This window comes from Microbacterium invictum, assembly GCF_014197265.1.
Classification (GTDB): domain Bacteria; phylum Actinomycetota; class Actinomycetes; order Actinomycetales; family Microbacteriaceae; genus Microbacterium; species Microbacterium invictum.
This window is the reverse complement of sequence record NZ_JACIFH010000001.1, coordinates 2,495,956-2,522,038: the sequence shown is the minus strand read 5'-3', so window position 1 is coordinate 2,522,038 and position 26,083 is coordinate 2,495,956. Positions and strand designations below refer to the sequence as shown.

Below are 26,083 nucleotides of genomic sequence, written 5' to 3'. Positions count from 1 at the left end.
CATGCCTGTCACCGACATCACGACCGATCCCGAGAACCTCACGATGACGCTCGTCGCCGATTTCGCGGCGCCGGCCGACAGGCTGTGGCGCGCATTCACCGAACCCGAGCAGCTCGAGCGCTTCTGGGGCCCGCCCGGATGGCCCTCGACGTTCACCGAGTTCGACTTCACGGTCGGCGGGCGAGCCCGGTACCACATGACCAGTCCGCAAGGAGAGAAGTCGCGCGGGTCCTGGGAGTTCTTGAAGATCGAGCCTGAGGCCACCTTCGAGGTGCTCGACTCGTTCGTCGACGAGGACGGCAGCCCGACCGAAGGGTTCCCGCCGATGCGCATGGTGTTCACCTTCACCTCGACCGCCGGCGGCTCGCGCATGGTGAACACCAGCCACTTCGTCTCGGTCGAGGCGCTCGAGCAGAGCGTTGCGATGGGAGCTGTCGAGGGCTCGCGCATGGCGATGGATCAGCTGGATGCCGTGCTGCAGGACCTGCGCGAATATGCCCAGGGCAAGGGCACTCGCACCGAGCTGCTCGACGACCAGCATGTGCGCATCACCCGGCTCATCGAAGGCCCGCGCGATCTCGTCTGGCGCGCGCACCACGAGCCCGAGCTGCTGCAGCGGTGGCTGCTCGGCCCCGACGGCTGGCAGATGGTCGAGTGCGAGGTCGGCGACACGTACCGCTACGTGTGGCAGCAGGGCGATGACGAGTCGACCCGGTTCGGCTTCGAGGGAGAGACGGTGCTCAGCGAGCCCACTCGCCGCGCCGTCACGACCGAGAAGATGATCGGCATGGAGGGGCCCGGCACCCTCAACGACCTGCAGCTGTACGAGGAGAACGGCGCCACGCTGCTGACGCTGCTCATCGAATACCCGAGCAGGGAACTGCGTGACATGATCCTCGCCACCGGAATGACCGAGGGCATGGAGGCCAGCTACGCGCGGCTCGAAGCGACCGTGATCGCCGCCTGACCGGCATCCATCGGCGTCGAGTTCATCGACCCGTCGCGGGCCCGAGCGCCCTTACGCGCGGGTGAGGGCGTCTTCGAGCGCGACCCACGCGAGCATCGCGCACTTCACGCGGGCGGAGAACTTCGAGACACCCGACAGCGCGGCCGCGTCGCCGAAGGTCTCTTCGTCGAGCGGGGTCTTGCCGCGCGAGCGCAGCGCCTCGCGGAAGCCGGTGATCAGGTCGGTGGCCTCGGCACGCGAGATACCGCCCTCCTCCTGCACGAGCGAGGCGAGCATCGACGCGGACGCCTGCGAGATCGAGCAGCCGTGACCCTCCCACGTCACATCGGTGACGTCGTCGCCGGCGACCCGCACGCGGAGGGTGACCTCGTCGCCGCACACCGGGTTCTTCTGGTGCGAGTCGGCGTAGGCGCCGTCGGCGTCGGCCAGCCCCTGGCCGACCGGGTGCTTGGAGTGGTCCAGGATCAGCTCCTGGTACAGGCTGTCGAGTTCGCTCACGCGTCTGCTCCGAAGTAGGGGCGGATCTCGGCGACGGCCGCAACGAGCGCGTCGATGTCGTCCATCGTGTTGTAGAGGGCGGCGCTCGCGCGGACGGAGGCCGTGACACCGAACCGCTGGTGCAACGGGGCCGCGCAGTGGTGTCCGACGCGCACCGCGATGCCGCGGGCGTCGAGGAACTGGCCAGCGTCATGGGCGTGGACACCCGCGACGTCGAACGACCAGAGGCCGACCCGCTCGGCATCCGGCGCATCGCCGAGCAGACGGATGCCGTCTATCTCACGCAGTGCGTCGCCGAGGCGCTCCGCGAGCGCACGCTCGTGCGCGTGGATCGCGTCGCGGCCGACCGCGTCGATGTACCGGGTCGCGGCGGCCAGGCCGATCGCGGGGCCGACCGGCTGCGTGCCGGCCTCGAACTTCTGCGGTGCGGGCAGATACTCCGCGTGGTCGAGCGTGACGGTGGTGATCATCGACCCGCCGGTGAGGAACGGCGGCAGCGCGTCGAGCACCTCGGCGCGGCCGTAGAGACCGCCGACACCGTACGGTCCGAGCATCTTGTGGCCGCTGAACACCGCCAGGTCGACGCCGAGCGCGGGCAAGTCGAGCGGCAGATGCGGCGCCGACTGGCACGCGTCGAGCACGGTCAGCGCGCCGACCTGCTGGGCGAGGGCGACGAGCTCGGCGACCGGGTTGACGATGCCGAGCACGTTGGACACATGGGTGAATGCGACGATGCGCGTGCGCGGCGTGATCAGCTGCGCCGCGGCATCCATGTCGAGAGTCCCGTCGTCATGGGCGGGGATGTGCCGCAGCACAGCGCCGGTGCGCGCGGCGAGCTCCTGCCAGGGGATGAGGTTCGCGTGATGCTCGATGGCGGTCGTGACGATCTCGTCGCCCGGCTTCAGTGCGAGAGGGGTGGATGCCGGGGCTCCGCGGCCTATGGTCGCGTTGCCGATCGCGTACGCGACGAGGTTGAGACCCATCGTCGCGCCGCTGGTCCACACCAGCTGCTCGGGCTCCGCACCGACGAAGCCGGCCACAGTCGCGCGGGCGTCTTCGAACAGATCGGTGGCCTCGGCGGCAAGCGTGTGGGCGCCGCGGTGGACGGCCGAGTTGGCGTGGATGAGGAAGTGGCGCTCCGCGTCGAGCACCTGCTGCGGCTTCTGGCTCGTCGCCCCCGAGTCGAGGTAGACGAGGCGGTGGCCGTTCACCTGCTCCGACAGGATCGGGAAGTCGGCGCGCAGCGCGACCGGGTCGAGCGCGGGTGGCGCGGTCGTTTCAGGCAGGGCGGAAGTCACCCTTCTAGGCTACGCCCCGGCATCCCACCCGGCTCCGGACGCGGCATCCCTCATGTCTGGCGCCTGATGAACCTCATGAGCCACGCGATGATCGACACGATGATGATCACCAGGCCCACCCAGATCAGGAACTTCACGGCTTCGACGAACACGCCCAGCAGCAGCAGGACGATTCCGATGATGAGCAGGATCACTGCAAGTCCGACCATGGTGAGATTATGCGCGCGCACGTCTGGGAATGCACGCCCGTTGACTGCGGGGGCCCCACCTGATATCGGTCACTCGACGGCGAAGACCTGCACCTCGACCGACGTCGGACGGCGCACACCGGTGCCGACGAAGACCGTGCGGTTCACCCAGTCCCACGCCCCCTGGGGAGCCCGGAGGCGGGGACTGCACCGGAAGTAGATGCGGTCGGGATCGACCGGTTCGCCCCGCATGAGCTTCGCCACGTCGTCGACCGAGCCGGCGCGGATGCCGTGATTCACGATCTCGATCATGGTGCCGTCGTCGAGTTCGAGCGGATACCGGGCCTCGAGCTCGGTGACCGCATCGGGTCGCAGCACCTGGAAATCGGCGCCACCGGCACGGATGCGACCGCTCATCTCGCCGGTCGCCGTGCCGGAGCGGATCGGGACGATGCGACGCCGGCCGTCCACGCCCTCGCCGAGGTCGATGGGTTCGTCGACCTCGACGCGGATGGTCGAGACGTGGCGCAGTGCGGGTGCGGCGACGGAGTGCGCGGCGGCGGGCAGTGACGTCATGATTGGCATCATAGGAGCCCATCACGACGTCGCCCGCCGGTCCTGTGAGGCGGACGCCGTGCTCAGTGACCCGAGTAGTAGTAGTACAGGATCGCGGTGACGACCTCGCCGTCGGTGTCGGCCAGCGCGGCGTAGGAGGCTGCGCCGTTCGAGAAGCCGGTGCGCTCGGGCTCGAACACGATGCGGGTCGTGCCCGACCCGCGGTCCCACTCGTCGGCGGGGTCGAGCGTGTCGACGGCGGCACCGATCTCGAGGTCGAACTCGGCCGTGATCGCGGTGTCGCCGATGGTGTTCGCCGTGTAGCGCAGGTACGACGGCTGCGTGTACTCGTCGCGGGGCAGCGCGTCGGTGGCCACCATGTCGTACAGGGCGAAACCGCTCCACTGGTACACCGTGTAGTCGGGGTAGCTCGACCCGTTGCCGGCCTCGGTGCGCTGGGTGGGCTCGGCACCGAACGCCTTGGTGAGCGCGGTGACCGCGGGTGTCGCGTCGTCGCCCCAGCCGTAGGTGAACACGTCTGCTCCGGCGTCGTCGCGCAGCGTGAAGCCGGTGGCGCTGAGCACGACCCCGGTGGGATCGGCCGCGGGCTCGGTGGGCTCCGTCGACTCGGCCGGCGCGGGTGGGGCCGTCGACGGCGTGTTCTGACCGGCGGATGCCGGTGTCTCGACGGCCGCGTTCGGCGACGCCGCGCCGCGGGTGAGGTAGATCGAGAGCGCGATCACCACAGCGACGAGCAGGACGCCCGCGACGATGCCGAGGATGATCGGAGTGCGGTTGCGTTCGGTGATCATGCCCCGGCCTCGGTGATGGCCGCCTCGGTGGCTGCCACTCCCGTCGCGGCGCCGGCGCCCAGGAACTCGCGCGCTGCCACGGTCAGCGCGTCGACGCCCCGCTCGATGGTGGGGTGCAGGACGGGGGCGAAGAACGGAGAGTGGTTCGTCGGGATGTCTTCGTTGATCGTGCCGCCGGCGAGGGCATCGGCGTACTGCTGCGGGTCGACGCCGCCCCAGAACCAGTAGACGAGCGGAACGCCCGCTTCGCGCGCGAACCACGACACGTCTTCGCTGCCGGTGAACATGCCGGGGTCCACGACCGAGTCCTCGCCGAAGGCGCGGCCCCACGCGGCCTTGAGGCGTGCGGTGGCCGCGTCGTCGTTGATGGTGGGCGGCAGGGAGTGGTCCATCGTGAAGACGGGCTCCTTCTCTGCCCCGGATGCCGCGGCTTCGGCGCGGATGATCCGCTCCACCCGCGCCATGATGTCTTCGCGGGCGGCGTCGTTGGGGTATCGCAGGCTCAGCTCGAGCTTGGCCTCGGCGGGGATGATGTTGTTCTTCAGGCCCGCATGGATCGAACCGACCGTCACGACGCCCATCTCGCGGGGGTCGATCTCGCGTGAGACGACGGTCTGCAGGCGCATGACGGTGGCGGCGGCCATGACGACCGGGTCGATCGTGGAATGCGGGCGCGAGCCGTGCCCGCCGCGCCCGAACAGGGTGACGCTGATGCCGTCGGCCGCCGCCATCTGGGTGCCCGGCCGCGCGCCGACCTTTCCGGCGGGAAGGGGGGTGAGGTGCTGGCCCAGCACGATGTCGGGCCGTGGGAACCGGTCGAGCACGCCGTCGTCGACCATCGCCTTGGCGCCGGCGCCGTACTCCTCGGCGGGCTGGAAGACGGCGACGATCGTGCCGCTCCACTCGTCGCGCGTAGCCGACAGTGTCTCGAGTGCGCCGAGCATCGCCGTGACGTGCATGTCGTGGCCGCAGGCGTGCATGACCGGCACGTCGGTGCCGGACGGGTCGGTCCCGCGGGCGGTGGAGGCGTATGCGAGGCCGGTCTGCTCCTCGACCGGCAGCGCGTCCATGTCTGCGCGCAGCCAGACGACCGGACCGGAGCCGTTGCGGATGACGGCGACCACGCCGGTCTTGCCGATGCCCTCTTCGAACTCGAGGCCGAGATCGGTGAGGTGCCGAGTGATCACGCCGGCGGTGCGGGTCTCCTGGAACGAGAGCTCCGGATGCCGGTGCAAGTCGATGTAGAGGGCCTCGAGGTCGATCGTCATGGCTTCGAGCCTACGTGGGGTTGCGGGGCGGGTCGTGATCGCGAACTGCGCAGAATCGCGCGAAGTTCGCATCGGATCGGCCGGTTCGGTGCGAACTTGGTCACATTCTGCGCGCTTGGGCGCAGGGGGGTGGATGCCGGGGCTCAGCGGGGTGGCGATGTCGAGGTGCGCACCACGAGCTCGAACGGCAGGGCCGTGCCGGCCGGTTCGTGCCCGTCTTCGAGGAGCCCGAGGATCGCCTCGGCGGCCCGCTCGCCCTGACCGTGGGGGAATTGGGCGATTGTCGTCAGGCCGAAGAAGTCGCTCATCTCGTGCCCGTCGACGCCGACGACCGACAGGTCGCCGGGCACCTCGAGTCCGAGCTCGCGGGCGGCGAACAGGGCGCCGAAGGCCATCTCGTCCGATGCGGCGAAGATCGCGGTCGGGCGATCGGGGCCGGCGAGCAGCTCTCGTGCGGCGCGGTGCCCGCCGTCGATCGTGAAGTCGGCGGCGACGAATCCGGCAGGTTCCACACCGGCATCCCGCAGCGCCTGTTCGAATCCCTGCCGGCGCAGGGTGGGGATGTCGAGCGAATGGATGCCGGAGCCCGCGGCCTCGGTCGTGCTCTGCCCGATGTGCGCGATGCGGCGGTGGCCGAGGTCGAGCAGGTGGCCGGTCGCGGTCCGGGCGACCGCGGTGTCGTCGACGCGGAGGGTCGCGAGGCGCGGGCTCGGTGCGCCGAGCCCCACGACCGGGAGGCGCAGGGCCAGCAGCTGGTCGATCTCGTCGTCGGTCAGCAGCAGGGAGAGGGCGACCACGGCATCCACTCGCCCACGGCGCAGCGATGTCTGGAACAGATGCCGGCGCTGCTCGGGGGAGTCGGTGAGGTTGTAGAGGGTGAGGTCGTAGCCGCGCGGGGCGAGCCGGGTCGCGATGCCGTCGAGCACCGACGAGTAGAACCACCGGTCGAGCAGCGGCACGAGCACGCCGATCGACAGGGTGCGGCCGGTCGCGAGGCTCGACGCCGACGCCGAGACGACGTAGCCGAGCGCATCCGCGGCGTCGCGCACCCGGGCGCGGGTGGCGTCCGAGACGCGGCCGCGCCCGTTCAGCGCACGCGAGGCGGTCGCCGTCGAGACCTGTGCGCGACGGGCGACCTCCTCGAGGCTTGCCATGTCAGCCGGCCAGGAGCCAGACCGTGGTGTCGGCGGGGACGGCCGTGCCGGCGAACGGGGTGCTCGCGATCAGCAGGGTGGCGCTCTCGAGGGCGGCGGGCAGCGCGACCGGCGCGTCACCCGTGTTCGCGATGACGGTCACCGGTCCGTTGCGGAGTGCGAGGACGTCGGTGCCGAACCCTTCGAGCCACTCCAGGTCGCCCGATCCGAGTGCGTACGCGCGTCGCGTCGCCAGCAACGTGCGGTACAGCCACAGGGTGGAGTCCTCATCCGCCTCCTGCACGTCGCGTGCGAGCGTCGCCCACTCGGCCGGCTGCGGCAGCCAGGTGGCGCCGCTCGGGCTGAAGCCGTACGCCGGGGCGTCTGCCTGCCACGGGATCGGCACGCGGCATCCATCGCGTCCATAGCGCTCGCCGTCGGTGCGGAACCAGGTCGGGTCCTGACGCGCGTCGCCCGGCAGGTCGATGACCTCGGGCAGGCCGAGCTCTTCGCCCTGGAACAGGTAGGCCGAGCCGGGCAGCGACAGCATGACGGCGGTGGCGGCGCGGGCGCGGGCGAGCCCCACCTCGGGGATCGGCTGACCCGGCGAGTCCGGCCCGATGCCGTGGCCCTGCGGATTCTCGGCGGTCAGCGCCAGGCGCGAGGTGTGCCGGACGACGTCATGGTTCGACAGCACCCAGGTCGCCGGGGCGCCGACGGCGGGAAAGGCGCGCAGCGACTCGGAGATGACCTCGCGCAGGTGCGCGGCGTCCCACTCGGTCTGCAGGTACGGGAAGTTGAAGGCCTGGTGCATCTCGTCCGGCCGCACCCACAGCGCGGTGCGGTCGACCGTCGGCAGCCATGCCTCGGCGCACAGGGCACGGTCACCGGCGTACTCCGCCAGCACGCGGTTCCAGTCGCGGTAGATCTCGTGCACGCCGTCCTGGCCCCAGTACGGCACGTCGTCGCTGTCGCCGCCCATGCTGTCGCCGTCGACAGCCGGCAGGTGGTCGGGTAGGCCGTCGGTCTTGACCAGGCCGTGGGCCACATCGACGCGGAAGCCGTCGACACCGCGGTCGAGCCAGAAGCGCAGGATGCGGCGGAACTCCTCCTGCACCTCGGGGTTCGCCCAGTCGAAGTCGGGCTGGCTGGTGTCGAACAGGTGCAGGTACCACTGGCCCAGCGTGCCGTCGGCGTTGGTCGTACGGGTCCAGGCGGGGCCGCCGAAGACCGACTCCCAGTTGTTCGGGGGCAGCTGGCCGCCGTCGCCCTTGCCGTCGCGGAACAGGTAGCGGGCGCGCTCCGCGCTGCCGGGCTCCGCCGCAAGCGCCCGCTGGAACCACGCGTGCCGATCGGACGAGTGGTTCGGAACGAGATCGACGATGACCCGGATGCCGCGGGCGTGCGCCTCGGCCTGGAGCACATCGAAGTCCGCGAGCGTGCCGAACAGCGGGTCGACGTCGCAGTAGTCGGCCACGTCGTAGCCGGCATCCTTCTGCGGGGATGGGTAGAAGGGGCTCAGCCAGAGGGCGTCGACGCCGAGGGCGGCGAGGTCGTCGAGGTGCGCGGTGATGCCGGGCAGGTCACCCAGTCCGTCGCCGTTGCTGTCGGCGAACGAGCGGGGGTAGATCTGGTAGATCACGGCAGTGCGCCACCATTCGGTGCCGGGGGTGCTCCGGCCGATCGGGTGCAGGGTGGCCGTCGAGGGCGAAGTCATGCGGAACAGCGTAGCGCAAGCGCTTGCGCACTCTGTTCCCAGGCGGAACCGCGTACGCTTGCCGAGTGCCCCCCGAAGCCTCTCTGACCCGCGCCGAATCGCTGATCGCGACGATTCCGGACTTTCCGGAGCCGGGCATCCTGTTCCGCGACATCACGCCGCTGCTGGCGGATGCCGCTGCTATGCGCGCCGTCATCGACGCGATGATCGCCCCGTTCTCCGGAACGTTTGACGTGGTCGCCGGCGTCGAGGCGCGCGGATTCGTGCTCGCCGGTGCGGTCGCCGTCGCCGCCGGAGTGGGCACGGTCCCGATCCGCAAAGCGGGCAAGCTGCCCCGGCCCGCGGCATCCGTCTCCTACGACCTCGAATACGGGCAGGCGACGATCGAGATGGCCGACGACCTGCCTGCCGGCAGCCGCGTGCTGCTGGTCGACGACGTGCTGGCCACCGGCGGCACCCTGCTCGCCGGGCGCCAGCTGCTGGGCACGCTCGGCTACGCGACCGCCGGCGTCGCCGTGCTGATGGAACTGGCTGAGCTCAACGGCCGCGCCGTGTGCGGCGATGACGTGCACGCCGTATTCCAGGTCTGAACTGGTCTGAAAGAAGGGTCCGCTGTGGATACCACCATGTCCGAACCGATCGTCCGCATCACGTCGACCACGGTCGCCGAGATCCAGGTCGGCCGTGACGTCGACGAGGTCTTCGCGTCGACGAGCGAGGGCCTGCGTCGCCGCATCGTCGAGTCGGTGCGTCTGATCGCCGCCTCGACCGGCGAGCCCGTGACCGCGACGGTCATCGAGGGTTCGGCGCGCTGGCCGCTCATCGTGCACCCCGACGGCACCTTCATCGAGGCGACCTCGCTCGCCGCGCGTGAGGGAGAAGAGGGGGATGCCGCGGTCGCCGGCCCGCAGCCGCCCGCCGACCCCGCACCCACCGGGCTGCTCTCGGGTGTCCCGGCGTTCGCGCCTGCGCCGGCTATGGCTGAGTCGGCCGCCGCGGCGCCGACACCGGCTCTTGTGCGCGAGCTGGAGCCCGCCACGGAGGCGCCGGCGCCGGCACCGGCGTTCGCGCGCGAGCCCGCGTCTACTGCGGAGCCGGTCACGACGGCCATTCCGGTAGCCGAGATCCCCGGGTCCGTCGCCGCACCGACCGCGTCCGTCGCCGCGGAGCCGGTCACGACGGCCATTTCGGTCGCCGATATCACTAGGCCCCTCGCCGCACCGACCGCGTCCGTCGCCGCACCGTCACCGGGCACCGCCGGGATGCCGACGCCCGCAGCCACTCCTTTGCCCGTCGCCGCGGAGCCTGCCTCGACGGCGCTCCCCGCCGTCGAGGCGTCCGCGCCCGCCGCGGAACCGGCATCCACCGCGTCCGCGCCCGCCGCGGAACCGGCATCCACCGCATCCGCGCCGGCAACCGCCTCCACGCCGGCACCGGCTGCTGCGCCGACCGCATCGTCGGCGGCCCCGACCCCGGCCACCGCCGGGCCGCTGCGCAGCGACGGCGTCCGGCGCGACCCGACCCAGCGCGTGACGCCGACCGTGGAGGACCTGCTGAGCTCGCGCGGTGCGCACGCGAAGCCGCGCGCCACCGAGGGCTGGCAGGGTGCGGTCCGCCGCATGACCGGCGGCGCCATCTCACCGCAGCCCGGCAAGGCCGAACGGTCGCGCCTCGACCGTGAGCGCGCCGTGCAGCGTCGCCTGGACGCACCGCGGACGATCGTCGTGCTCAACCCCAAGGGCGGCGCGCACAAGACCACCAGCACGTTGCTGCTCGCCGCGACGTTCGGCACCCAGCGCGGCGGCGCCACGCTCGCATGGGACAACAACGAGACCCGCGGCACGCTCGGCTGGCGTGCGCAGCACGCGCCCCACCACCGCACCGCAGTCGATCTGCTCGAAGACCTCGACCGCTTCGCGGGTTCGACCGACGCCACCCTGTCGGCGCTCGACACGTACGTCCGCACGCAGGTCGACGCCCGGTTCGACGTGCTGGCCTCGGATGAGGATGCCGCGGCATCCTCCACCATCGATGCCGCCGCATTCGAGCGTCTGCACGGTGTGCTGTCGCGCTACTACCGACTGCTGATCGTCGACACCGGCAACAACATGCGCGCCTCGAACTGGGTCGCAGCCGTCGCCGCGGCCGACCAGCTCGTGATCGTGTCGACCGTCCGCGAAGACACCGCCGCGTCCGCCGCCTGGCTACTCGACGGCCTGCGCGAGAAGGGCTTCGACCGCAAGATCGACGAGGCCGTCACCATCCTGGCGGCGCCGTCGGCCCGCCCCGACCGCAAGCTCGCCGAGCGTCTCGAGCGCCACTTCGCGCAGGTGACGTCGGCGGTCGTGCACGTCCCGTTCGACCCCGCGCTGGTCGACGGCGGTCCGATCGACTTCGAGGCGCTGTCCCCCGAGTCGCGCGACGCCTGGCTCACCGTAGCCGCGACGGTCGCCGAGGGGCTGTAGGCCAGCTCACCAGAGGTCGTGCCGCGGGCGGCGCCAAATCTGGCGCGCTGCCAAGGTCGGCGCTGTCCCCAAGTCGGCGCACGGCCAAAGTTGGCGCGGGCGCGCGGAATCATGCAGTGGTTCCCGGCGCAAGCGCCAACTGAGCCCGCCACGCCATTCCAGAGTTGGCGCGTAGGTGGGGAATGCTGTGGGGTTTCCGGCGTAGGCGCCAACTGAGCCCGGCGTCCCATTCTAGAGTTGGCGCTGAAGTGGGGAATGCTGTGGGGTTTCCGGCGTAGGCGCCAACTGAGCCCGGCGTCCCATTCTAGAGTTGGCGCTGAAGTGGGGAATGCTGTGGGGTTTCCGGCGCAAGCGCCAACTGAGCCCGGCACGCCATTCCAGAGTTGGCGCGTAGGTGGGGAATGCTGTGGGGTTTCCGGCGCAAGCGCCAACTGAGCCCGGCGCCGCCTGAGCCCGGCGCCGCCTGGGCCCGGCACCGCCCCGCGCTCAGGTCCGGATCACCACGTTCTCGGGCTCTTCGCCCGCGAGCAGGTGACCGATCTGGCGTCGCACCAGGCCCGCGATCCGCGGCTGCATGGCCGTCGAGGCACCGCCGACGTGCGGTGAGATCAGCACGCCCGGCGCGGTCCACAGCGGGTGGCCCGAAGGCAGCGGTTCGGGGTCGGTGACATCCAGCGCCGCGCGGATGCGTCCACCCTGAGCCAGCAGCGCCTCGGTGTCGATCAGCGGGCCGCGCCCCACATTGACCACGAGGGCGTCGTCGGGCAGGGCCGTCAGGAACGCCTCGTCCACGATGTGGTGGGTCTCGGGACCGCCCGGCAGCGTCACGATCACGATCTCGGCGCGCGGCAGCAGCTCGGGGAGCTCATCGACGCCGTGAATGTGGATGCCGCCGTCATCGCGTGCGTGGGAGGCGACCACCGTGAGCTCGACCTGGAACGCCGCGAGGCGCGCCGCGACGGCCGAGCCGACACCGCCGTAGCCGAGCAGCAGCACCCGCCGATCCGCGAGGCTGGAGGCGAACTCGGGCGCCCAGCTGCCGGCAGCCTGCGCCCGCACGAAGGCCGGGATCCGACGCTGTGCGGCCAGCGTCAGTGCGAGCGCCAGCTCGGCCGTCGAGGTCTCGTGCACGGTCGCCGCGTTGGCGAACACGACACCGCGGGGCAGCTGCGCCGCGACGCCCTCGTAGCCGATCGACTGGCTCTGGACGACCCGGGTCGTGACCTCGGCCAGCCGTGGCAGCGCGCTCGACAGCGTCAGATACGGCGGCACGACCATGTCGAACTCGGGGCGCGGCGGCGCCCCTTTCATCGTCCACACCACGATCTCGGCGCCGTCGATCGGGCCGACATCGGCGGCGAGACGTTCGGTGGGGACGCTGACGGTGACGACACTCATGCCTCGACGCTACCGTGCCCGTCCGGCGGGAGGAGTAGCGTCGAGGGCGACGTAGGGAGGCGAGGATGATCCCCGAGATCAACTACTGGGCCGTGCTGGTGGCGACGGTGGCCGCCATGGTGATCGGATCGGTCTGGTACATGCCGAAGGTCTTCGGCGAGAGGTGGAAGAAGCTCGCCGGCGTGCGCGACCCGGCGACTTTCACCGAGGCGATGCTGCCGCTGATGGTCTCGACCGCGCTGGCATTCCTGCTCGCGTGGGTGCTGGCCGGGTCGGTCGCCATCGCCTGGCACTTCTACGGCGGTGGATACTTCTCCTCGGCGATCGTGACCGGGCTGACCCTGTGGGCCGGGTTCACCGCGGGCCGCTTCATCACGCACGACGTGTTCGAGGGGCGCCCCAGTCAGCTGACCATCCTGAACATCTCGCACGAGCTCGTGCTCGTCGTGGTGATGTCGGTGATCATCGGCGTCTGGCCGCCGGCTGGCACGGTCTGACGACTCCGTCGACGAGTGGATGCCGGGGTCGTCAGGCCGCGGCCCGAACCACGGCGGCGATCGCAGACGTGAACATCGGCAGACCGTCGGTGCCCGAGCGCATGGCCGCGGGGGTGTCGGGGCCGAACCCCGGCTCGACGGCGTGCTCGGGGTGGGGCATGAGGCCGACGACGTTGCGGGCCCCGTTGGTGACACCGGCGATGTCGTCGAGCGACCCGTTCGGGTTCACGCCGACGTACCGGAAGGTCACGAGGCCGTCGCCGTTGATGCGTTTGAGCGTCTCGCCGTCGGCGATGTAGCCGCCGTCGGCGTTCTTCAGGGGGATGACGATCTCCTGACCGGCCTCGAACCCGCTCGTCCAGGCGGTGTCGATGTTCTCGACGCGCAGCTTCTGGTCGCGCCGGATGAATTGCTGGTGCGCGTTGCGGATCAGGCCGCCGGGCAGCAGGTGCGCCTCGACGAGCATTTGGAATCCGTTGCAGATGCCCAGGACAGGCATGCCCTTGCCCGCGGCATCCTTCACCTCTGCCATGATCGGCGCCCGCGCCGCGATCGCGCCCGCGCGCAGGTAGTCGCCGTAGCTGAAGCCGCCCGGCAGCACGAGTGCGTCCACGCCGTCGAGGTCGTGCGAACCGTGCCACAGGGCTACCGGCTCGGCGCCGGCGAGGCGGATCGCGCGCTGCGCGTCGCCGTCGTCGAGCGACCCGGGAAAGGTGATGACCCCGATGCGCACGGTCACTCGACGACCTCGATGCCGACCACGTCCTCGATCACCGAGTTCGAGAGGATCTCGGCCGCGATCTGCCGGACCGTGGCGAGCGTGGCCTCATCGGCGGCGTCGACGGTCAGCTCGAAGCGCTTGCCGATGCGGACAGCGGCGAAGCCCTCGTGCCCGAGCCGGGTCAGGGCGCCGGCGACGGCCTTTCCCTGCGGGTCGAGCAACTCGGCCTTGGGCATGACGTCGACGACGATGGTGGGCATTCGAGGCTCCGTGAAATCGCGGGAAATGGGGGATGCACGTCCAGTCTACGGCGCCGGGATCATTGCTGTGATCGAACCGTGACAATATTCATGGGAGCGCTCCCTTGACATCCGTGGGAGCGATCCCATAGCGTCGGGGATGTCCGGTGAGAGCGCTCTCATGGCACCCGACCGGAGCGATCCACGCACCAGCAAGACCAGACCACAAAGGAGTGACACGTGAAATCACGCGCACTGCGCCGCATCGGCCTCATCGCCGGCGTCGCGACCACCTCAGCGATCGTCCTCGCCGGATGTTCCGGAGGCGGCGAAGACCCCGGTGACGAGACCGAGGGCGAGACGACTCTCACCATCGCGACGTTCAACGACTTCGGCTACACCGACGACCTCCTCGCGGAGTTCACGGCGGAGACCGGCATCAAGGTCGTCCACAACAAGGCGGCCACGTCGAACGACGCCCGCGCGAACTTCTTCCAGAAGCTGGGCAAGACCGGCCTCGCCGACGTCGAGGCGGTCGAGGTCGACTGGTTCACCGAGATGATGCAGTACTCCGACCTGCTCGCGCCGGTACCCGACGATCTGAAGGGTCGCTGGCTCGACTGGAAGGAGACCGCGGCCACCGACGCCGACGGCAACCTGGTCGCGTACGGCACCGACATCGGACCGCAGGCCGTCTGCTACCGCGCCGACCTGTTCGAGGCCGCGGGCCTGCCCACCGACCGTGAAGAGGTCGCTGAGCTGTTCCCGACCTGGGACGCGTTCTTCGACGTCGCCGACTCGTACGTCGAGGCCACGGGCACGCCGTTCATCGACTCGGCCAACTCGGTCCTCCAGGGCCTGGTCAACCAGCTCGACATCGCGTACGAAGAGCCCGACGGCACCATCGTCGCCACCGAGAACCCCGACATCCGCGCCGCCTACGACACCGTCGTCGACCGCGCTGTGCCGATCTCGGCGTACGCCGGTCAGTGGAGCGAAGACTGGTACGCATCGATGGCCGGTGGCGAGTTCGCCGCCATGCTGTGCCCGCCGTGGATGCACGGCATCATCGCCGGTGAGGCCCCGGACGTGACCGGCTGGGACATCGCCAACGCCTTCCCCGAGGGCGGCGGCAACTGGGGCGGTTCGTACCTGGTCGTTCCGGAGAACGGCGCCAACGTCGAGGCTGCCCAGCAGCTCGCCGACTGGCTCACCTCGCCCGAGACGCAGATCAAGGCGTTCAACAACGCCGGCACCTTCCCGAGCCAGCCCGAGGCGCAGGAGAGCGCCGACCTGACCGGCTACGTCAACGAGTTCTTCAATGACGCGCCCAGCGGCCAGATCGGCATCGACCGTGCCAACGCGATCACCGTCAGCACCTTCAAGGGACCGCAGTACTTCCAGTTCCACGACGCCCTGCAGAACGCGGTGACCCGCGTCTTCGACGGCCTCGAGGACAAGGAGACTGCCTGGAACACCTGGGTGACCGAGGTTTCGGCTTTCTGAGCTGATCCCTGCCGGGGGTGCGGCGTCCCGAACGCCGCGCCCCCGGCATCCCACCCTCTCTCATCTTCGAAGGACGATCGTGACTCTGACTGATACGCGACGCGGGGAGCGCAGCTCCGCGACGCCGGACGGCCGGCCCCCTCGGGTGCTCTCGTTCTCCCAGAGGCTCAGCCGCTGGGACCTCAAGATCTCGCCCTACCTGTACATCTCGCCGTTCTTCATCATGTTCGCGGTCGTCGGGCTGTTCCCCATCGCGTACACGGCCGTCATCTCGTTCATGGACTGGGACCTGGTCCGCAACTCCGGCGAGTTCATCGGCTTCGATCAGTACGTCTGGATCCTGACGCAGCCCCACTTCTGGACAGCCCTGCGCAACACCTTCAGCATCTTCCTGCTGTCGAGCATCCCGCAGCTGATCCTCGCGATCTTCATCGCCGCGGTGCTCGACCGCAACATCCGTGCGAAGACGTTCTGGCGGATGAGCGTGCTCATCCCGTTCGTCGTCGCCCCCGTCGCCGTCGGCCTCATCTTCAACGCCATGTTCGCCGACCAGTCCGGCCTCATCAACAGCTGGCTCAGCGTCGTCGGCCTCGGCCCCGTCCCGTGGCACGTCGAGCCGTTCTGGAGTCACGTCGCGATCGCGACCATGGTCAACTACCGCTGGATGGGCTACAACGCCCTGATCCTCCTCGCAGCCATGCAGGCCGTGAACCGTGACTTCTACGAGGCCGCGACCGTCGACGGCGCCGGCCCCATCCGCCAGTTCTTCAGCATCACGCTGCCCTCCCTGAAGCCCACTCTGATCTTCGTCATCATCACCTCCACCATCGGTGGCCTGCAGATCTTCGACGAACCGCGCATGTTCGACCAGTTCGGCCGCGGCGGCGCAGGTCAGCAATGGCTGACGATCACCCTGTATCTGTACGACATCGGTTGGGGGCAGTGGAACTTCGGCCGTGCCGCGGCGATGGCCTGGATCCTGTTCATCATCATCCTCGGGATCGGCTTGATAAACCTCCTGATCACCCGCAACCTCGTGCGCGATGAAGGCCTGCGCTCCGAGACCTCGAAACAGCAACGGCGAGAGCAGGCCAAAGCCGCGAAGAAGAACGTGAAGGAGGCCGGACGATGAGCATCGGCACACCGACGCCCCTCGCGGTGGTCCAGGAGAGCATCCCGAACGCCGACAAGCGGCGTCGCGGAGCCAAGGCGATCCGCATCCGCGGCGCACGCCCCGGATTCTGGGCCTACGCGACCCTCGCCGTCGTGTTCATCTCGGCCGTCTTCCCGCTGTACTGGTCGTTCGTGATCGGCTCGGGCGACGCCACCACACTGCGCCAGCCGTTCGCGTGGATCCCCGGCGGGAACTTCCTCGACAACGCGTCCTCGGTCGTGGGCAACCCGGCCGTCAACTTCTGGCCGGCACTGTGGAACTCGATCTACAGCTCGTTCCTGATCGCGGCATCCGTCGTCATCACCTCCACCCTCGCCGGGTGGGCATTCGCGAAGCTCAAGTTCCTGGGCGGACCCGCGCTGCTCGTGTTCGTCGTCGCCACCATGGCCGTGCCCCAGCAGCTGGGCGTGGTCCCGCTGTACATCCTGTTCAGCGAGCTGGGCTGGACCGGCCAGATCGGCGCGATCATCATCCCCGCGCTGACGAGCGCCTTCGGCGTGTTCTGGATGACCCAGTACCTGCGGCAGTCGGTGCCCGACGAGCTCATCGAAGCCGCCCGCGTGGACGGCGCCTCGATGATCCGCACGTTCTGGACGGTCGGCGTCACCGCGGCACGCCCGGCCGCGGCGATGCTGTTCCTGTTCACGTTCGTGGGCTCGTGGAACAACTTCTTCTGGCCGTTCATCGTGCTCGACCGGCAGAACCCGACGCTGCCCGTCGCGCTGTCGCTCCTGCAGTCCAACTACTTCGTCGACTATTCGATCGTGCTCGCCGGCGTCGTTCTGGCGACCATCCCGCTGCTGCTGCTGTTCATCTTCGCGGGCAAGCAGCTGGTCAGCGGCATCATGCAAGGCGCGGTGAAGGGCTGAGGCCCGACCCGCTCACGGAAGGCTTCGCTCCATGACGTTCACTCCGCGCGCGTTCCCTCCGGGGTTCCGCTTCGGCGCGGCCACGGCCGCGTACCAGATCGAAGGCGCCGCGTTCGAAGACGGCCGCACGGCCTCGATCTGGGATGAGTTCAGCCGCGTGCCCGGGGCGGTCATCAACGCCGACAACGGCGACGTCGCGTGCGACCACTACCACCGCTACCGCGACGACGTCGCGCTCATGAAGGACATGGGCCTGGACACGTACCGGTTCTCGGTGTCGTGGGCGCGGGTGCGGCCCGGCGGCGGCGCGGTCAACCCGAAGGGCGTCGACTTCTACAAGCGCCTCGTGGACGAGCTTCGCGATGCCGGCATCCGCCCCTGGCTCACGCTCTACCACTGGGATCTGCCGCAGGCGCTGGAAGAGCTCGGCGGCTGGACGGTGCGCGAGACGAGCGATCGGTTCACCGAGTACGCCCTCGATCTGCACGATGCGCTCGGCGACCGGATCACCGACTGGACCACCCTCAACGAGCCCTGGTGCTCGTCGTTCCTCAGCTACACCGCGGGCATCCACGCGCCCGGCCGGTACAGCGTGAGAGACGGCGTGCTGGCCGCGCACCACCTGCTGCTGGGCCACGGCCAGGTCGTGCGCGAGCTGCGCGCCCGCGACGCGTCGCTCGACCTGGGCATCACCTTGAACCTGACGGTGGCGGAGCCGGTCGACCCGGAGTCGCCGGCAGATGTCGACGCCGCGCGCCGCATCGACGGGCAGTTCAACCGGTGGTTCCTCGACCCGGTCTTCCGGGGCGAGTATCCGGCCGACGCGATCGAAGACATCCGGGCGGTGGATGCCGGGGCCATCGACGCCCTGGAAGCCGCTGTGCACGACGGTGATCTCGCCGCCATCGCACAGCCCCTGGACGTGCTGGGCGTCAACTACTACCACGGCGAGTTCGTGGGCGGCCAGCCCGACCCGAACGCGCCGGCACCCGGCGATGCACCCACATCGCGGAGGGCGGAGTCGCCGTACCCGTCGCACACCGGCATCCATTGGCACGAGCGGGGCCTTGAGCGCACCGTCATGAACTGGGAAGTCGATCCTGGCGGGCTGACCACGCTGCTCGAGCGGGTGTGGACCGAGTACGCGCAGCCGGTGGGGACCGCGCTGTACGTCACCGAGAACGGCGCCGCGTACGACGACGAACCGGTCGTCGAGGATGGTGTCGTGCGCGTGCACGACACCGAGCGCACCGCGTTCTTGCGGACGCATCTGGAGGCGATCATCGATGCCGCCGACGCCGGAGTCGACGTGCGCGGCTACTTCTACTGGTCGCTGCTCGACAACTTCGAATGGGCGTGGGGGTACGAGAAGCGGTTCGGCATCGTGTGGGTGGACTACGACACCCAGGAGCGCGCGTTGAAGGACAGCGCGCTGGACTATCGTCAGATCATCGCCGACCGGGCGATCGACGTGCTCGCAGCGAAGAGGTAGGGAGCGGCGTGACGATCGAAAGCACGCGGGCGACGGCCACCATCGAAGAGGTCGCCGCCGTCGCCGGAGTCTCACGCTCGACGGTGTCGCGCGTCGTGAACGGGTCGACCGCGGTGAGCCCCGCCGCACTCGAGGCGGTGCAGCGCGCCATCGCCGAGCTGAACTATGTTCCCAACCGCGCGGCGCGGTCGCTGGCCAGCCGGGCCACGATGGCGATCGCGCTCGTGGTGCCCGAAGACACGACCCGGTTCTTCGGTGATCCGTTCTTCGCGGCGGTCGTGTCGGGCATCAACGCGCGCCTGAGTCGCTCGGAGTACGTGCTCAACCTGATCATCGCCAGCGACGACCCCCAGGACAAGACGACGGCGTATGTGCGCAGCGGAGCCGTCGACGGGGCGATCATCGTGTCGCACCACACGAGCGACACGTTCATCGACCGCATCGCCGCCGCAGTCCCGGTCGTCTACGGTGGCCGCCCGGTGCGCGAGCGTGAGCGCGACTACTACGTCGACGTCGACAACCTCGCCGGCGCACGTGCGGCGACCGAGTACCTCGTACGCAAGGGGCACGAGCACATCGCGACGATCACGGGACCGCTGACGATGCCCGCGGGCGTCGACCGGCTCGACGGGTACCGCGAGGCGCTGGCTGCGGCCGGTCTTGCCGAAGGGCCCATCGAGGACGGCAACTTCACCGCGGATGCCGGTGGACGCGCCATGCAGCGCATCATCGACTCGGGCCGGCCGTTCGACGCCGTGTTCGTGGCGAGCGACCTCATGGCGCGCGGCGCGCTGGCCGTCCTCGGCCGCGCGGGGATCCGCGTGCCCGAGGACGTGGCGATCATCGGCTTCGACGACTCACCGGTGGCGACGAGCGTGAGCCCGCAGCTCACGACGATGCGCCAGCCCTCCCATGCTCAAGGGGAGCAGATGGCCGACACCCTGCTCGCGCTGCTGGGCGGCGGCCAGCCGCCGCATGTGACGATCCTCGAGACCGCCCTGGTGGTCCGCGCCTCCGCCTGAGCGCCGTGTGTCCGTCCCGGGTCACGCGTCCGCGGCATTCGCCTACTGCGGGTCGCCGCCCAGCTGTCCGATCGGCACGATCGGGCCACCGTCGTCGGCTCCCGTCTTGCGTGCGCGGGCGATCGCGTTGCCGCCGTGGTAGATCGCCAGCGCGGCGAAGGTGCCGAGCACGATGCCGCCGAACTGCAGCTGGTCGAACGTCATGGTGAAGCCTGCGATGGCGATCACGAACGATACGGCGACCGTGTACTGGTTGACCGGACGCGAGAAGTCGACCTGGTTGTCGACCCAGATCTTGATCCCGATGACGCCGATCAAGCCGTACAGGGCGGTGGTGACACCGCCGAGCACGCCGGCGGGGAGGGCGAAGATGACGGCGCCGATCTTGGGCGAGAACGCGAGCAGGATCGCGATCGCGCCGGCGACCCAGTACGCCGCGGTCGAGTACACCCGCGTCGCGGCCATGACGCCGATGTTCTCGCCGTAGGTGGTGGTTCCCGAACCGCCGAACGCGCCGGCGATGGTGGTGGCCAGACCGTCCGCGACCAGGGCGCGTCCGGTGTGCGTGTTGATCGACGGGTCTTCGGTCATCGTCGCGACACCGCGCACGTGGCCGACGTTCTCGGCGATGAGCACGAGCACGACCGGCAGGAACATCGGCAGCAGGCCCCACGCGACCGGGTCGCCGAACGCCGGCAGATGGAACTCGGGCAGACCGAACCAGGCGGCGGACTCGACGCCCGAGAAGTCGACCTTCCCCATGAGAATGGCCACGAGGTAGCCCACGAAGACGCCGAGGAAGATCGAGACGCGGCCCAGGAATCCGCGGAACAGCACCGAGAACAGGATGCAGGCGACGAGGGTGATCGTGGCCAGGAGCGCGTCGACCTGGAAGTTCTGCCACGCAACGGGGGCCAGGTTCAGGCCGATGAGGGCGACGATGGCGCCCGAGACGACCGGCGGCATGAGCTTCTCGATCCAGCCCGTGCCGGTCGCCTGCACGAGGAAGCCGACGCCGGCCAGCAGCACACCGGCGACGAAGACGCCCAGCAGTGCCTGCGAGATCTGCTCGCCGGTCTGCAGCGGCGCACCGCCGCCGGGGCCGGCGGCGAGGATCGGTGCGATGAACGCGAAGGACGAGCCGAGGTAGCTGGGCAGCCGGTTGCGGGTCAGAAGCAGGAACAGGATGGTGCCCAGACCCGAGAACAGCAGGGTCGTCGAGACCGGGAACCCCGTCAGGATCGGCACGAGGAAGGTGGCGCCGAACATCGCGACGACGTGCTGTGCGCCGATCGCGATGGTTCCCGGCCAGCTCAGGCGCTCGCCGGGCTTGACGACGGCGCCGCGCTCGATGTGACGGCCGTCGCCGTGAAGGGTCCAGATGGGCATGCGGGTGCTCCTCACGGGTCGTGTGCTGAGGTCACGATATCTGGGAGAACGCTGAGAACCGGGGATGCCACTCGGGCATTCCGTCAGCCCGTGCGGCGCGCGTGAGGTCGCCGGCGGCAGTGCGCCGGGCGCCGCCTCGCGAACGCGGTTCAGGCGGTGAGGCGCTGCAGCAGCTCGCGGTACTTCGCGGTGGTCTGAGCGACCACCGCGCCGGGCAGTGCGGGCGGAGTGCCCTGCTTGTCCCAGTTCGCGGCGAGCCAGTCGCGCACGCGCTGCTTGTCGAAGCTCGCCATGCGCGCGGATGGAGTCGTCCCGGTGCGCCACGCTTCGGCATCCCAGTACCGCGACGAGTCGCTCGTGAGCACTTCGTCGGCGAGGGTCAGGGTGCCGGCCTCGTCGAGGCCGAACTCGAATTTGGTGTCGGCGAGGATGAGGCCCTTCGCCTCGGCGATGCGGGCCGCACGGGTGTAGATCTCGAGCGAGGTGTCGCGCAACTGCGCGGCGACGTCGGCGCCGACGAGCTCGACGGTCCGCTCGTAGGAGATGTTCTCGTCGTGCTCACCCAGCGGCGCCTTGAACGCGGGGGTGAAGATCGGCTCGGGCAGTCGATCGCCGTTCGCGAGCCCGGCCGGCAGGGCGATGCCGCACACGGTGCCGGAGTCCTGGTACTCGACCCATCCCGAGCCGGTGAGATAGCCGCGCACGACGCATTCGATCGGCTGCATGTCGAGGGCCCGCACGAGCATCGCGCGTCCGGCCACGGCATCCGGAATCAACGACCGGAGGTCGTCGGCGGTGTTCGGGATGCCGTCGTCTCCGAGCGTCAGCTCGTGCGACGCGGCCAGGTGGTTGGGGATGCGGCGGCCGCCGTCGCCGCCGGAGAGCTGGTCGAACCACCACAGGCTGAGAGTGGTCAGCAGGGTGCCCTTGTCGGGAATCGCGGGCTCGAGCACGAAGTCGAACGCGCTGACCCGGTCGCTGGCGACGACGAGCATGCGGTCGGCGGGGGCCTCAGGGTCGGCCGGACGGTACAGGTCGCGGACCTTCCCGGAGTAGACGTGGGTCCAGCCGGGCAGCGAGTCAGGGGCGTCCGTCACCGGTCCATTATCCATCGCCGGTGGCGCGTTCACGATGTGCGAGATGGGCCGCCACACGAGCGCGAGGGTCAGCGCCGAGCCGGCGAACGCGAACCACCACGGCGCGGTCAGTCCCCACGTCTGTGCGATGACGCCGCCCAGCGCCTGGCCGATCACCATCCCGCCGAATACGCCGACCATGTTCACCGATGCCACCCGGCCCTGCAGCGCTTGCGGCACCAGGCGCTGGCGCACCGTCGTCGATATCGTCCCCCACACGAACGCGTAGAGCCCGAACCCGAACATGATCACCAGCGCCACCCACCCGGTGGTCGTCAGGGCGAACGAGAGGTGCATGACCACCTCGGCCGACAGGCATACGCGCATGAGCGTGGCGAACGACACGCGCTGCTGCAGCCGGCCGAAGATCAGCACCGCCAGCATGCCGCCCAGGGCCGAGGCCGTGGTGAGCGCGCCGAAGCCGACCGGTCCCATGCCGAGGTGCTCGGTCGCGTACAGCACCAGCACGCCCCAGGGAGCTGCCCACGTGATGTTGAAGCACAGGATGATGAGCACGAGGGTGCGCACCGGCGGATTGCGCCACAACCACTGCAGGCCCTCGCCGATGTCGGTGTGCACCGGCTTGCGCGGTGCCGGGGCCGCCGGGGGTGCGATGGGCAGGGTCAGCCGCGAGATCAGCACGATGGCCAACGCGACGCACAGGCCCTGCACGAGGAACGGCCACGCGCTGCCCAGCGCGAACAGGAAGGCGCCCAGCGGCGGGCCGGCGAACTGGTTGGCGACCAGGAATCCGGCCTGCAGCCGCGCGTTTCCGGTGCCCAGGTCGACGGGCTTCACGATCATCGGCAGCATGGCGCTGCCGGCTGTGTCGACGAACACTTCTGCGCAGCCGTAGAGGAACGCGACCGCGAGCACGATCCCGATGTTCGCGACGCCCGTGACGAGGAAGACGATGAGTGCCGCCACCACGACCGCGCGGGCGCCGTTGGCGAGCATCATGATGCGTCGCCGGTCGAAGCGGTCGGCCACGGCGCCGGCGTGCAGGCCGAACAGCAGCCACGGCAGGAACTGCAGGATCGCCCCCGACGCCACCAGGACGGGCGATGAGGTCATCGACGCGATCAGCAGGGGAGCGGCCGCCAGGGCGATGCCGTCACCGACGTTGCTGGTCCACGACGACGCGAGCAGCCAGCGGAAATCCACTCCCATGCGGCGCGGTGCGACGATGTCGCCGAGTGAGGGCATCCGATCAGAATAGTCACGTCGGCACGCCGCCGCCGCGGTGGTCATCCCGACCGACGCCGGGCACGACTCATCGCGAATCCATAGCCGGAACCGTGTGGATGCACGCACTTGTTCGGCACAGTGGAAGTCCCCCGAGACTGAGGAGCGCCCATGACCCGGATCCCCGAGCCCGAGCAGACGCCGGACGGACCGGCCTACGAGGGCCGCCTTCTCGATCGCGTCGACGAGGAAGTCGTCGATCAGGGCGCCGCCTTCGATCTGCGCACGCTGGTGAGCCGCCGCGGCATCCTCAGCCTGGTCGGCATCGGCGCCGGGGCGGCGGCGTTGGCCGCCTGCACGCCCAAGGCATCGTCGACGCCTTCGCCCACGGTATCCGCGTCACCGAGCGCGACACCCGCACCGACCCCGACCCCCACCCCCACGACCGTGACAGAGCTGCCCGCCGGCGAGATTCCCGATGAGACCGCCGGGCCCTACCCGGGCGACGGGTCGAACGGACCCGACGTGCTCGAGCAGTCCGGCATCGTGCGCGGCGACATCCGGTCGAGTCTCGGCGGCGGCGCGACCGCCGGCGGGGTGCCGTTGACGTTCACTCTGCGGGTGACCGACATGGCCAACGGCGACGCCGCGTTCCAGGGCGTCGCCGTCTACGCCTGGCACTGCGACGCCCAGGGCCGGTACTCGATGTACTCGAGCGGCGTCGAGAACGAGACGTATCTGCGGGGCGTGCAGGTCGCCGATGCGAACGGACAGGTGACCTTCACCTCGATCGTCCCCGGCTGCTACACGGGCCGCTGGACGCACATCCACTTCGAGGTCTATCCGAGCGCGGCCGATATCACCGACTCGACGCGCGCGATCGCCACGTCGCAGCTGGCCTTCCCCGAAGCGATGCTCAGTGATGTGTACGCAGGCTCGGGCTACGACGGTTCGGCGCGGAACCTCTCGCAGATCACGCTGACGTCGGACAACGTCTTCGGCGAGGACGGCGGGGTGCTGCAGATGGCGACGGTCACCGGCGGGGTGGATGCCGGGTATGCGGCCTCCCTGGTCGTGCGCGTCGACACCACCACGACGCCTGCGGCCGGCGGCGCGCCCGATGGCGGAGGCGGGCCGGGTGGTGGCGGGCGGCCGTAGCGCTCATTCGGTGGAGTGTTCGCCGGCGCGATGCGCGAGCGCGGCTGCGAGTGTGACGATGCCGAACTCGTAGGCGCGGTCGACGTCGCCGCCGAGTTGGAAGGCGCCGGCAAGTTCCATGCCGATGAAGCCGCTCGCCCAGGCCGTGACGGTGCGCGCGGCTTCGAGTGCGTGTTCCGGGCCGGCCAGTCGCGTGGTGACGTCGAGGAGTGGCGCGACAGCTCGAGCACGCGCCTCCGCGTCCGGCTGTGTCGCTTCGGACCCCGGGGCGAAGACGAGGCGGTACTGCTCGGGCCGCGCGTGCGCGAAGGCGCGGAGCATGTGGGCCAGGTCGGTGAGCTGCGTCCGGGCGTCGGTGGGGCCGGCCGTCCCGCGCACGATGGTGTCGAGATGGTCGCCGAGATCACGTGCGGTCCTGGTGGCGATGAGGCGGATGAGGTCGTCGCGACTGCGAACCCGTTTGTAGAGGGAAGGTCCCCGCACTCCCACGCGTGCGGCGACGACGTTCATCGTCAGGCCGGCCTGACCCTCGGCCTCCAGGATGTCGCAGCCGGCACGGATGATGTCGTCCAGCGAGGTGCGCGCGGGCGTCGGCATGGGGCTCCTCTGTTCGTGCCATCAGTATAGCTATTGACTATAGCCATGATGGCTAGGTATCGTAGCCATCATGGAACTCGCCCCAGGCCTGCACCGGATCGGCAACGACATCGTCGCCGCCTACCTGATCGACACCGAGGCCGGGATCACCGTCGTCGATGCCGGCCTGCCCGGGCACTGGACCGAACTGCTCGTCGAACTCTCACGTATGGGAAAGTCGCCGGAAGACATCCGCGGTCTGATCCTGACGCACGGGGACAGCGATCACGTGGGGTTCGCGGAGCGGCTGCGCCGCGATCACGGCGTGCCGGTCTTCATCCACGAGGCCGACGCCGGCCGCGCGCGGGGCGAGAAGCCACCGGCGACCGCACGCCCGCGGATGCGGGCCGGCGCGACCCTCGGGTTCTTCTGGTACGCGCTGCGCAAGGGCGGGGGCCGGACCCGCCACCTCACCGAGGTCGTCGAAATCCAGGGCGAGCACGTGCTCGCCCTGCCGGGCAGCCCCCGGGTGATCCCCCTGCCAGGACATTCGCCGGGCAGCATCGCCGTGCATGTGCCCGCGGTCGACGCGCTCTTCGTCGGCGACGCGCTGACGACGCGCCATGTCCTCACCGGGCAGCGCGGCCCGCAGCCGGCGCCGTTCACCGACGATCCGCAGCGGGCGCTGGACTCCCTCGCACGGCTCGAGGATGTCCGTGCGAGTTGGGTGCTCCCCGGACACGGAACACCCTGGACCGAGGGTGTCGACGAATTGCTGAGGCGGCTCAGGGCCGCCGCTGTGTGATCACTCGTCGGCCAC

The 26,083-nt window shown here is 69.9% G+C and carries 25 protein-coding genes; 11 read left to right on the top strand and 14 right to left on the bottom strand.

Going from position 1 to position 26,083, the window contains the following annotated elements; genetic code table 11:
- Position 1: 1 nt before the first annotated feature.
- Complete coding sequence (locus BKA10_RS11695; protein WP_183500050.1) at positions 2-967, top strand: SRPBCC family protein; 966 nt, start codon at positions 2-4, stop codon at positions 965-967.
- A 51-nt stretch (positions 968-1,018) separates the two neighbouring features.
- Here the strand turns inward: BKA10_RS11695 and sufU are convergent, their stop codons facing one another.
- The 8 genes from sufU to BKA10_RS11655 all read right to left on the bottom strand — a co-directional run bounded on the left by sufU (position 1,019) and on the right by BKA10_RS11655 (position 8,436).
- Positions 1,019-1,465, bottom strand: a complete 447-nt coding sequence (gene sufU / locus BKA10_RS11690; RefSeq protein ID WP_183500049.1) for a Fe-S cluster assembly sulfur transfer protein SufU — start codon at positions 1,463-1,465, stop codon at positions 1,019-1,021.
- Positions 1,462-2,763, bottom strand: a complete 1,302-nt coding sequence (locus tag BKA10_RS11685; RefSeq protein ID WP_183500048.1) for a SufS family cysteine desulfurase — start codon at positions 2,761-2,763, stop codon at positions 1,462-1,464. Before BKA10_RS11685 ends, sufU begins: the two co-directional genes overlap by 4 nt.
- Positions 2,764-2,813: 50 nt before the next feature.
- Entirely contained in the window at positions 2,814-2,972 is a 159-nt protein-coding gene (locus BKA10_RS11680) for a hypothetical protein (RefSeq protein WP_183500047.1), read from the bottom strand.
- Between the two features lie 69 nt (positions 2,973-3,041).
- Positions 3,042-3,527, bottom strand: a complete 486-nt coding sequence (locus BKA10_RS11675) for a DUF3237 domain-containing protein (protein WP_183500046.1) — start codon at positions 3,525-3,527, stop codon at positions 3,042-3,044.
- A gap of 62 nt (positions 3,528-3,589) precedes the next feature.
- Positions 3,590-4,318 (bottom strand): hypothetical protein, encoded by a 729-nt coding sequence (locus BKA10_RS11670; protein ID WP_183500045.1) that lies wholly within the window; start codon positions 4,316-4,318, stop codon positions 3,590-3,592.
- Positions 4,315-5,586, bottom strand: a complete 1,272-nt coding sequence (locus BKA10_RS11665; RefSeq protein WP_183500044.1) for an amidohydrolase — start codon at positions 5,584-5,586, stop codon at positions 4,315-4,317. Before BKA10_RS11665 ends, BKA10_RS11670 begins: the two co-directional genes overlap by 4 nt.
- Positions 5,587-5,729: 143 nt before the next feature.
- The gene (locus BKA10_RS11660) at positions 5,730-6,740 is read right to left on the bottom strand and encodes a LacI family DNA-binding transcriptional regulator (protein WP_183500043.1); all 1,011 of its coding nucleotides are present in this window, start codon (positions 6,738-6,740) and stop codon (positions 5,730-5,732) included.
- Position 6,741: 1 nt separating this feature from the next.
- On the bottom strand, positions 6,742-8,436 hold the full coding sequence (locus BKA10_RS11655) for a glycoside hydrolase family 13 protein (RefSeq protein ID WP_183500042.1): 1,695 nt from the start codon (positions 8,434-8,436) through the stop codon (positions 6,742-6,744).
- 65 nt (positions 8,437-8,501) lie between these two features.
- Here BKA10_RS11655 and BKA10_RS11650 point away from each other — a divergent pair, with 65 nt between their 5' ends.
- A complete protein-coding gene (locus BKA10_RS11650; protein ID WP_183500041.1) occupies positions 8,502-9,026 on the top strand; it encodes an adenine phosphoribosyltransferase in 525 nt (174 codons plus the stop codon).
- 36 nt (positions 9,027-9,062) lie between these two features.
- Positions 9,063-10,901 (top strand): chromosome partitioning protein, encoded by a 1,839-nt coding sequence (locus tag BKA10_RS16710; RefSeq protein ID WP_241740167.1) that lies wholly within the window; start codon positions 9,063-9,065, stop codon positions 10,899-10,901.
- Positions 10,902-11,387: 486 nt separating this feature from the next.
- Here BKA10_RS16710 and BKA10_RS11640 read toward each other — a convergent pair whose 3' ends face one another.
- Positions 11,388-12,299, bottom strand: a complete 912-nt coding sequence (locus tag BKA10_RS11640; protein WP_183500040.1) for a 2-hydroxyacid dehydrogenase — start codon at positions 12,297-12,299, stop codon at positions 11,388-11,390.
- 65 nt (positions 12,300-12,364) lie between these two features.
- Between BKA10_RS11640 and BKA10_RS11635 the strand changes: the two genes are divergently transcribed.
- The gene (locus BKA10_RS11635) at positions 12,365-12,796 is read left to right on the top strand and encodes a DUF1761 domain-containing protein (protein ID WP_183500039.1); all 432 of its coding nucleotides are present in this window, start codon (positions 12,365-12,367) and stop codon (positions 12,794-12,796) included.
- Positions 12,797-12,827: 31 nt separating this feature from the next.
- Here BKA10_RS11635 and purQ read toward each other — a convergent pair whose 3' ends face one another.
- Positions 12,828-13,535 (bottom strand): phosphoribosylformylglycinamidine synthase subunit PurQ, encoded by a 708-nt coding sequence (purQ, locus tag BKA10_RS11630; protein WP_183500038.1) that lies wholly within the window; start codon positions 13,533-13,535, stop codon positions 12,828-12,830.
- Complete coding sequence (purS, locus tag BKA10_RS11625) at positions 13,532-13,777, bottom strand: phosphoribosylformylglycinamidine synthase subunit PurS (RefSeq protein WP_183500037.1); 246 nt, start codon at positions 13,775-13,777, stop codon at positions 13,532-13,534. The genes purQ and purS overlap by 4 nt, the downstream gene beginning before the upstream one ends.
- A gap of 219 nt (positions 13,778-13,996) precedes the next feature.
- On the opposite strand from purS, the gene BKA10_RS11620 reads away from it, so the two are divergent.
- The 5 genes from BKA10_RS11620 (at position 13,997) to BKA10_RS11600 (ending at position 19,819) form a co-directional block, all read left to right on the top strand.
- Positions 13,997-15,262 carry an ABC transporter substrate-binding protein gene (locus BKA10_RS11620; protein ID WP_183500036.1) on the top strand — a complete coding sequence of 422 codons (1,266 nt, stop codon included), beginning with the start codon at positions 13,997-13,999 and terminating at the stop codon, positions 15,260-15,262.
- 79 nt (positions 15,263-15,341) lie between these two features.
- Positions 15,342-16,394, top strand: a complete 1,053-nt coding sequence (locus BKA10_RS11615) for a carbohydrate ABC transporter permease (RefSeq protein ID WP_183500035.1) — start codon at positions 15,342-15,344, stop codon at positions 16,392-16,394.
- A complete protein-coding gene (locus tag BKA10_RS11610) occupies positions 16,391-17,305 on the top strand; it encodes a carbohydrate ABC transporter permease (RefSeq protein ID WP_183500034.1) in 915 nt (304 codons plus the stop codon). The genes BKA10_RS11615 and BKA10_RS11610 overlap by 4 nt, the downstream gene beginning before the upstream one ends.
- 31 nt (positions 17,306-17,336) lie before the next feature.
- Complete coding sequence (locus tag BKA10_RS11605; RefSeq protein WP_183500033.1) at positions 17,337-18,797, top strand: GH1 family beta-glucosidase; 1,461 nt, start codon at positions 17,337-17,339, stop codon at positions 18,795-18,797.
- Between the two features lie 8 nt (positions 18,798-18,805).
- Complete coding sequence (locus BKA10_RS11600) at positions 18,806-19,819, top strand: LacI family DNA-binding transcriptional regulator (protein ID WP_183500032.1); 1,014 nt, start codon at positions 18,806-18,808, stop codon at positions 19,817-19,819.
- 42 nt (positions 19,820-19,861) lie between these two features.
- On the opposite strand, the gene BKA10_RS11595 is transcribed toward BKA10_RS11600, so the two are convergent.
- Together BKA10_RS11595 and BKA10_RS16945 are read right to left on the bottom strand one after the other, a co-directional pair.
- A complete protein-coding gene (locus BKA10_RS11595) occupies positions 19,862-21,208 on the bottom strand; it encodes a uracil-xanthine permease family protein (RefSeq protein ID WP_183500031.1) in 1,347 nt (448 codons plus the stop codon).
- 149 nt (positions 21,209-21,357) lie between these two features.
- Positions 21,358-23,514, bottom strand: coding sequence for a phosphoribosylaminoimidazolesuccinocarboxamide synthase (locus tag BKA10_RS16945; RefSeq protein ID WP_345048310.1), 2,157 nt, complete (start codon positions 23,512-23,514; stop codon positions 21,358-21,360).
- Between the two features lie 186 nt (positions 23,515-23,700).
- Between BKA10_RS16945 and BKA10_RS11580 the strand changes: the two genes are divergently transcribed.
- Complete coding sequence (locus BKA10_RS11580) at positions 23,701-24,687, top strand: intradiol ring-cleavage dioxygenase (protein ID WP_183500030.1); 987 nt, start codon at positions 23,701-23,703, stop codon at positions 24,685-24,687.
- A gap of 3 nt (positions 24,688-24,690) precedes the next feature.
- On the opposite strand, the gene BKA10_RS11575 is transcribed toward BKA10_RS11580, so the two are convergent.
- Positions 24,691-25,284, bottom strand: a complete 594-nt coding sequence (locus BKA10_RS11575) for a TetR/AcrR family transcriptional regulator (protein WP_183500029.1) — start codon at positions 25,282-25,284, stop codon at positions 24,691-24,693.
- Between the two features lie 70 nt (positions 25,285-25,354).
- Between BKA10_RS11575 and BKA10_RS11570 the strand changes: the two genes are divergently transcribed.
- A complete protein-coding gene (locus tag BKA10_RS11570; protein WP_183500028.1) occupies positions 25,355-26,068 on the top strand; it encodes an MBL fold metallo-hydrolase in 714 nt (237 codons plus the stop codon).
- Positions 26,069-26,083 lie beyond the last annotated feature (15 nt).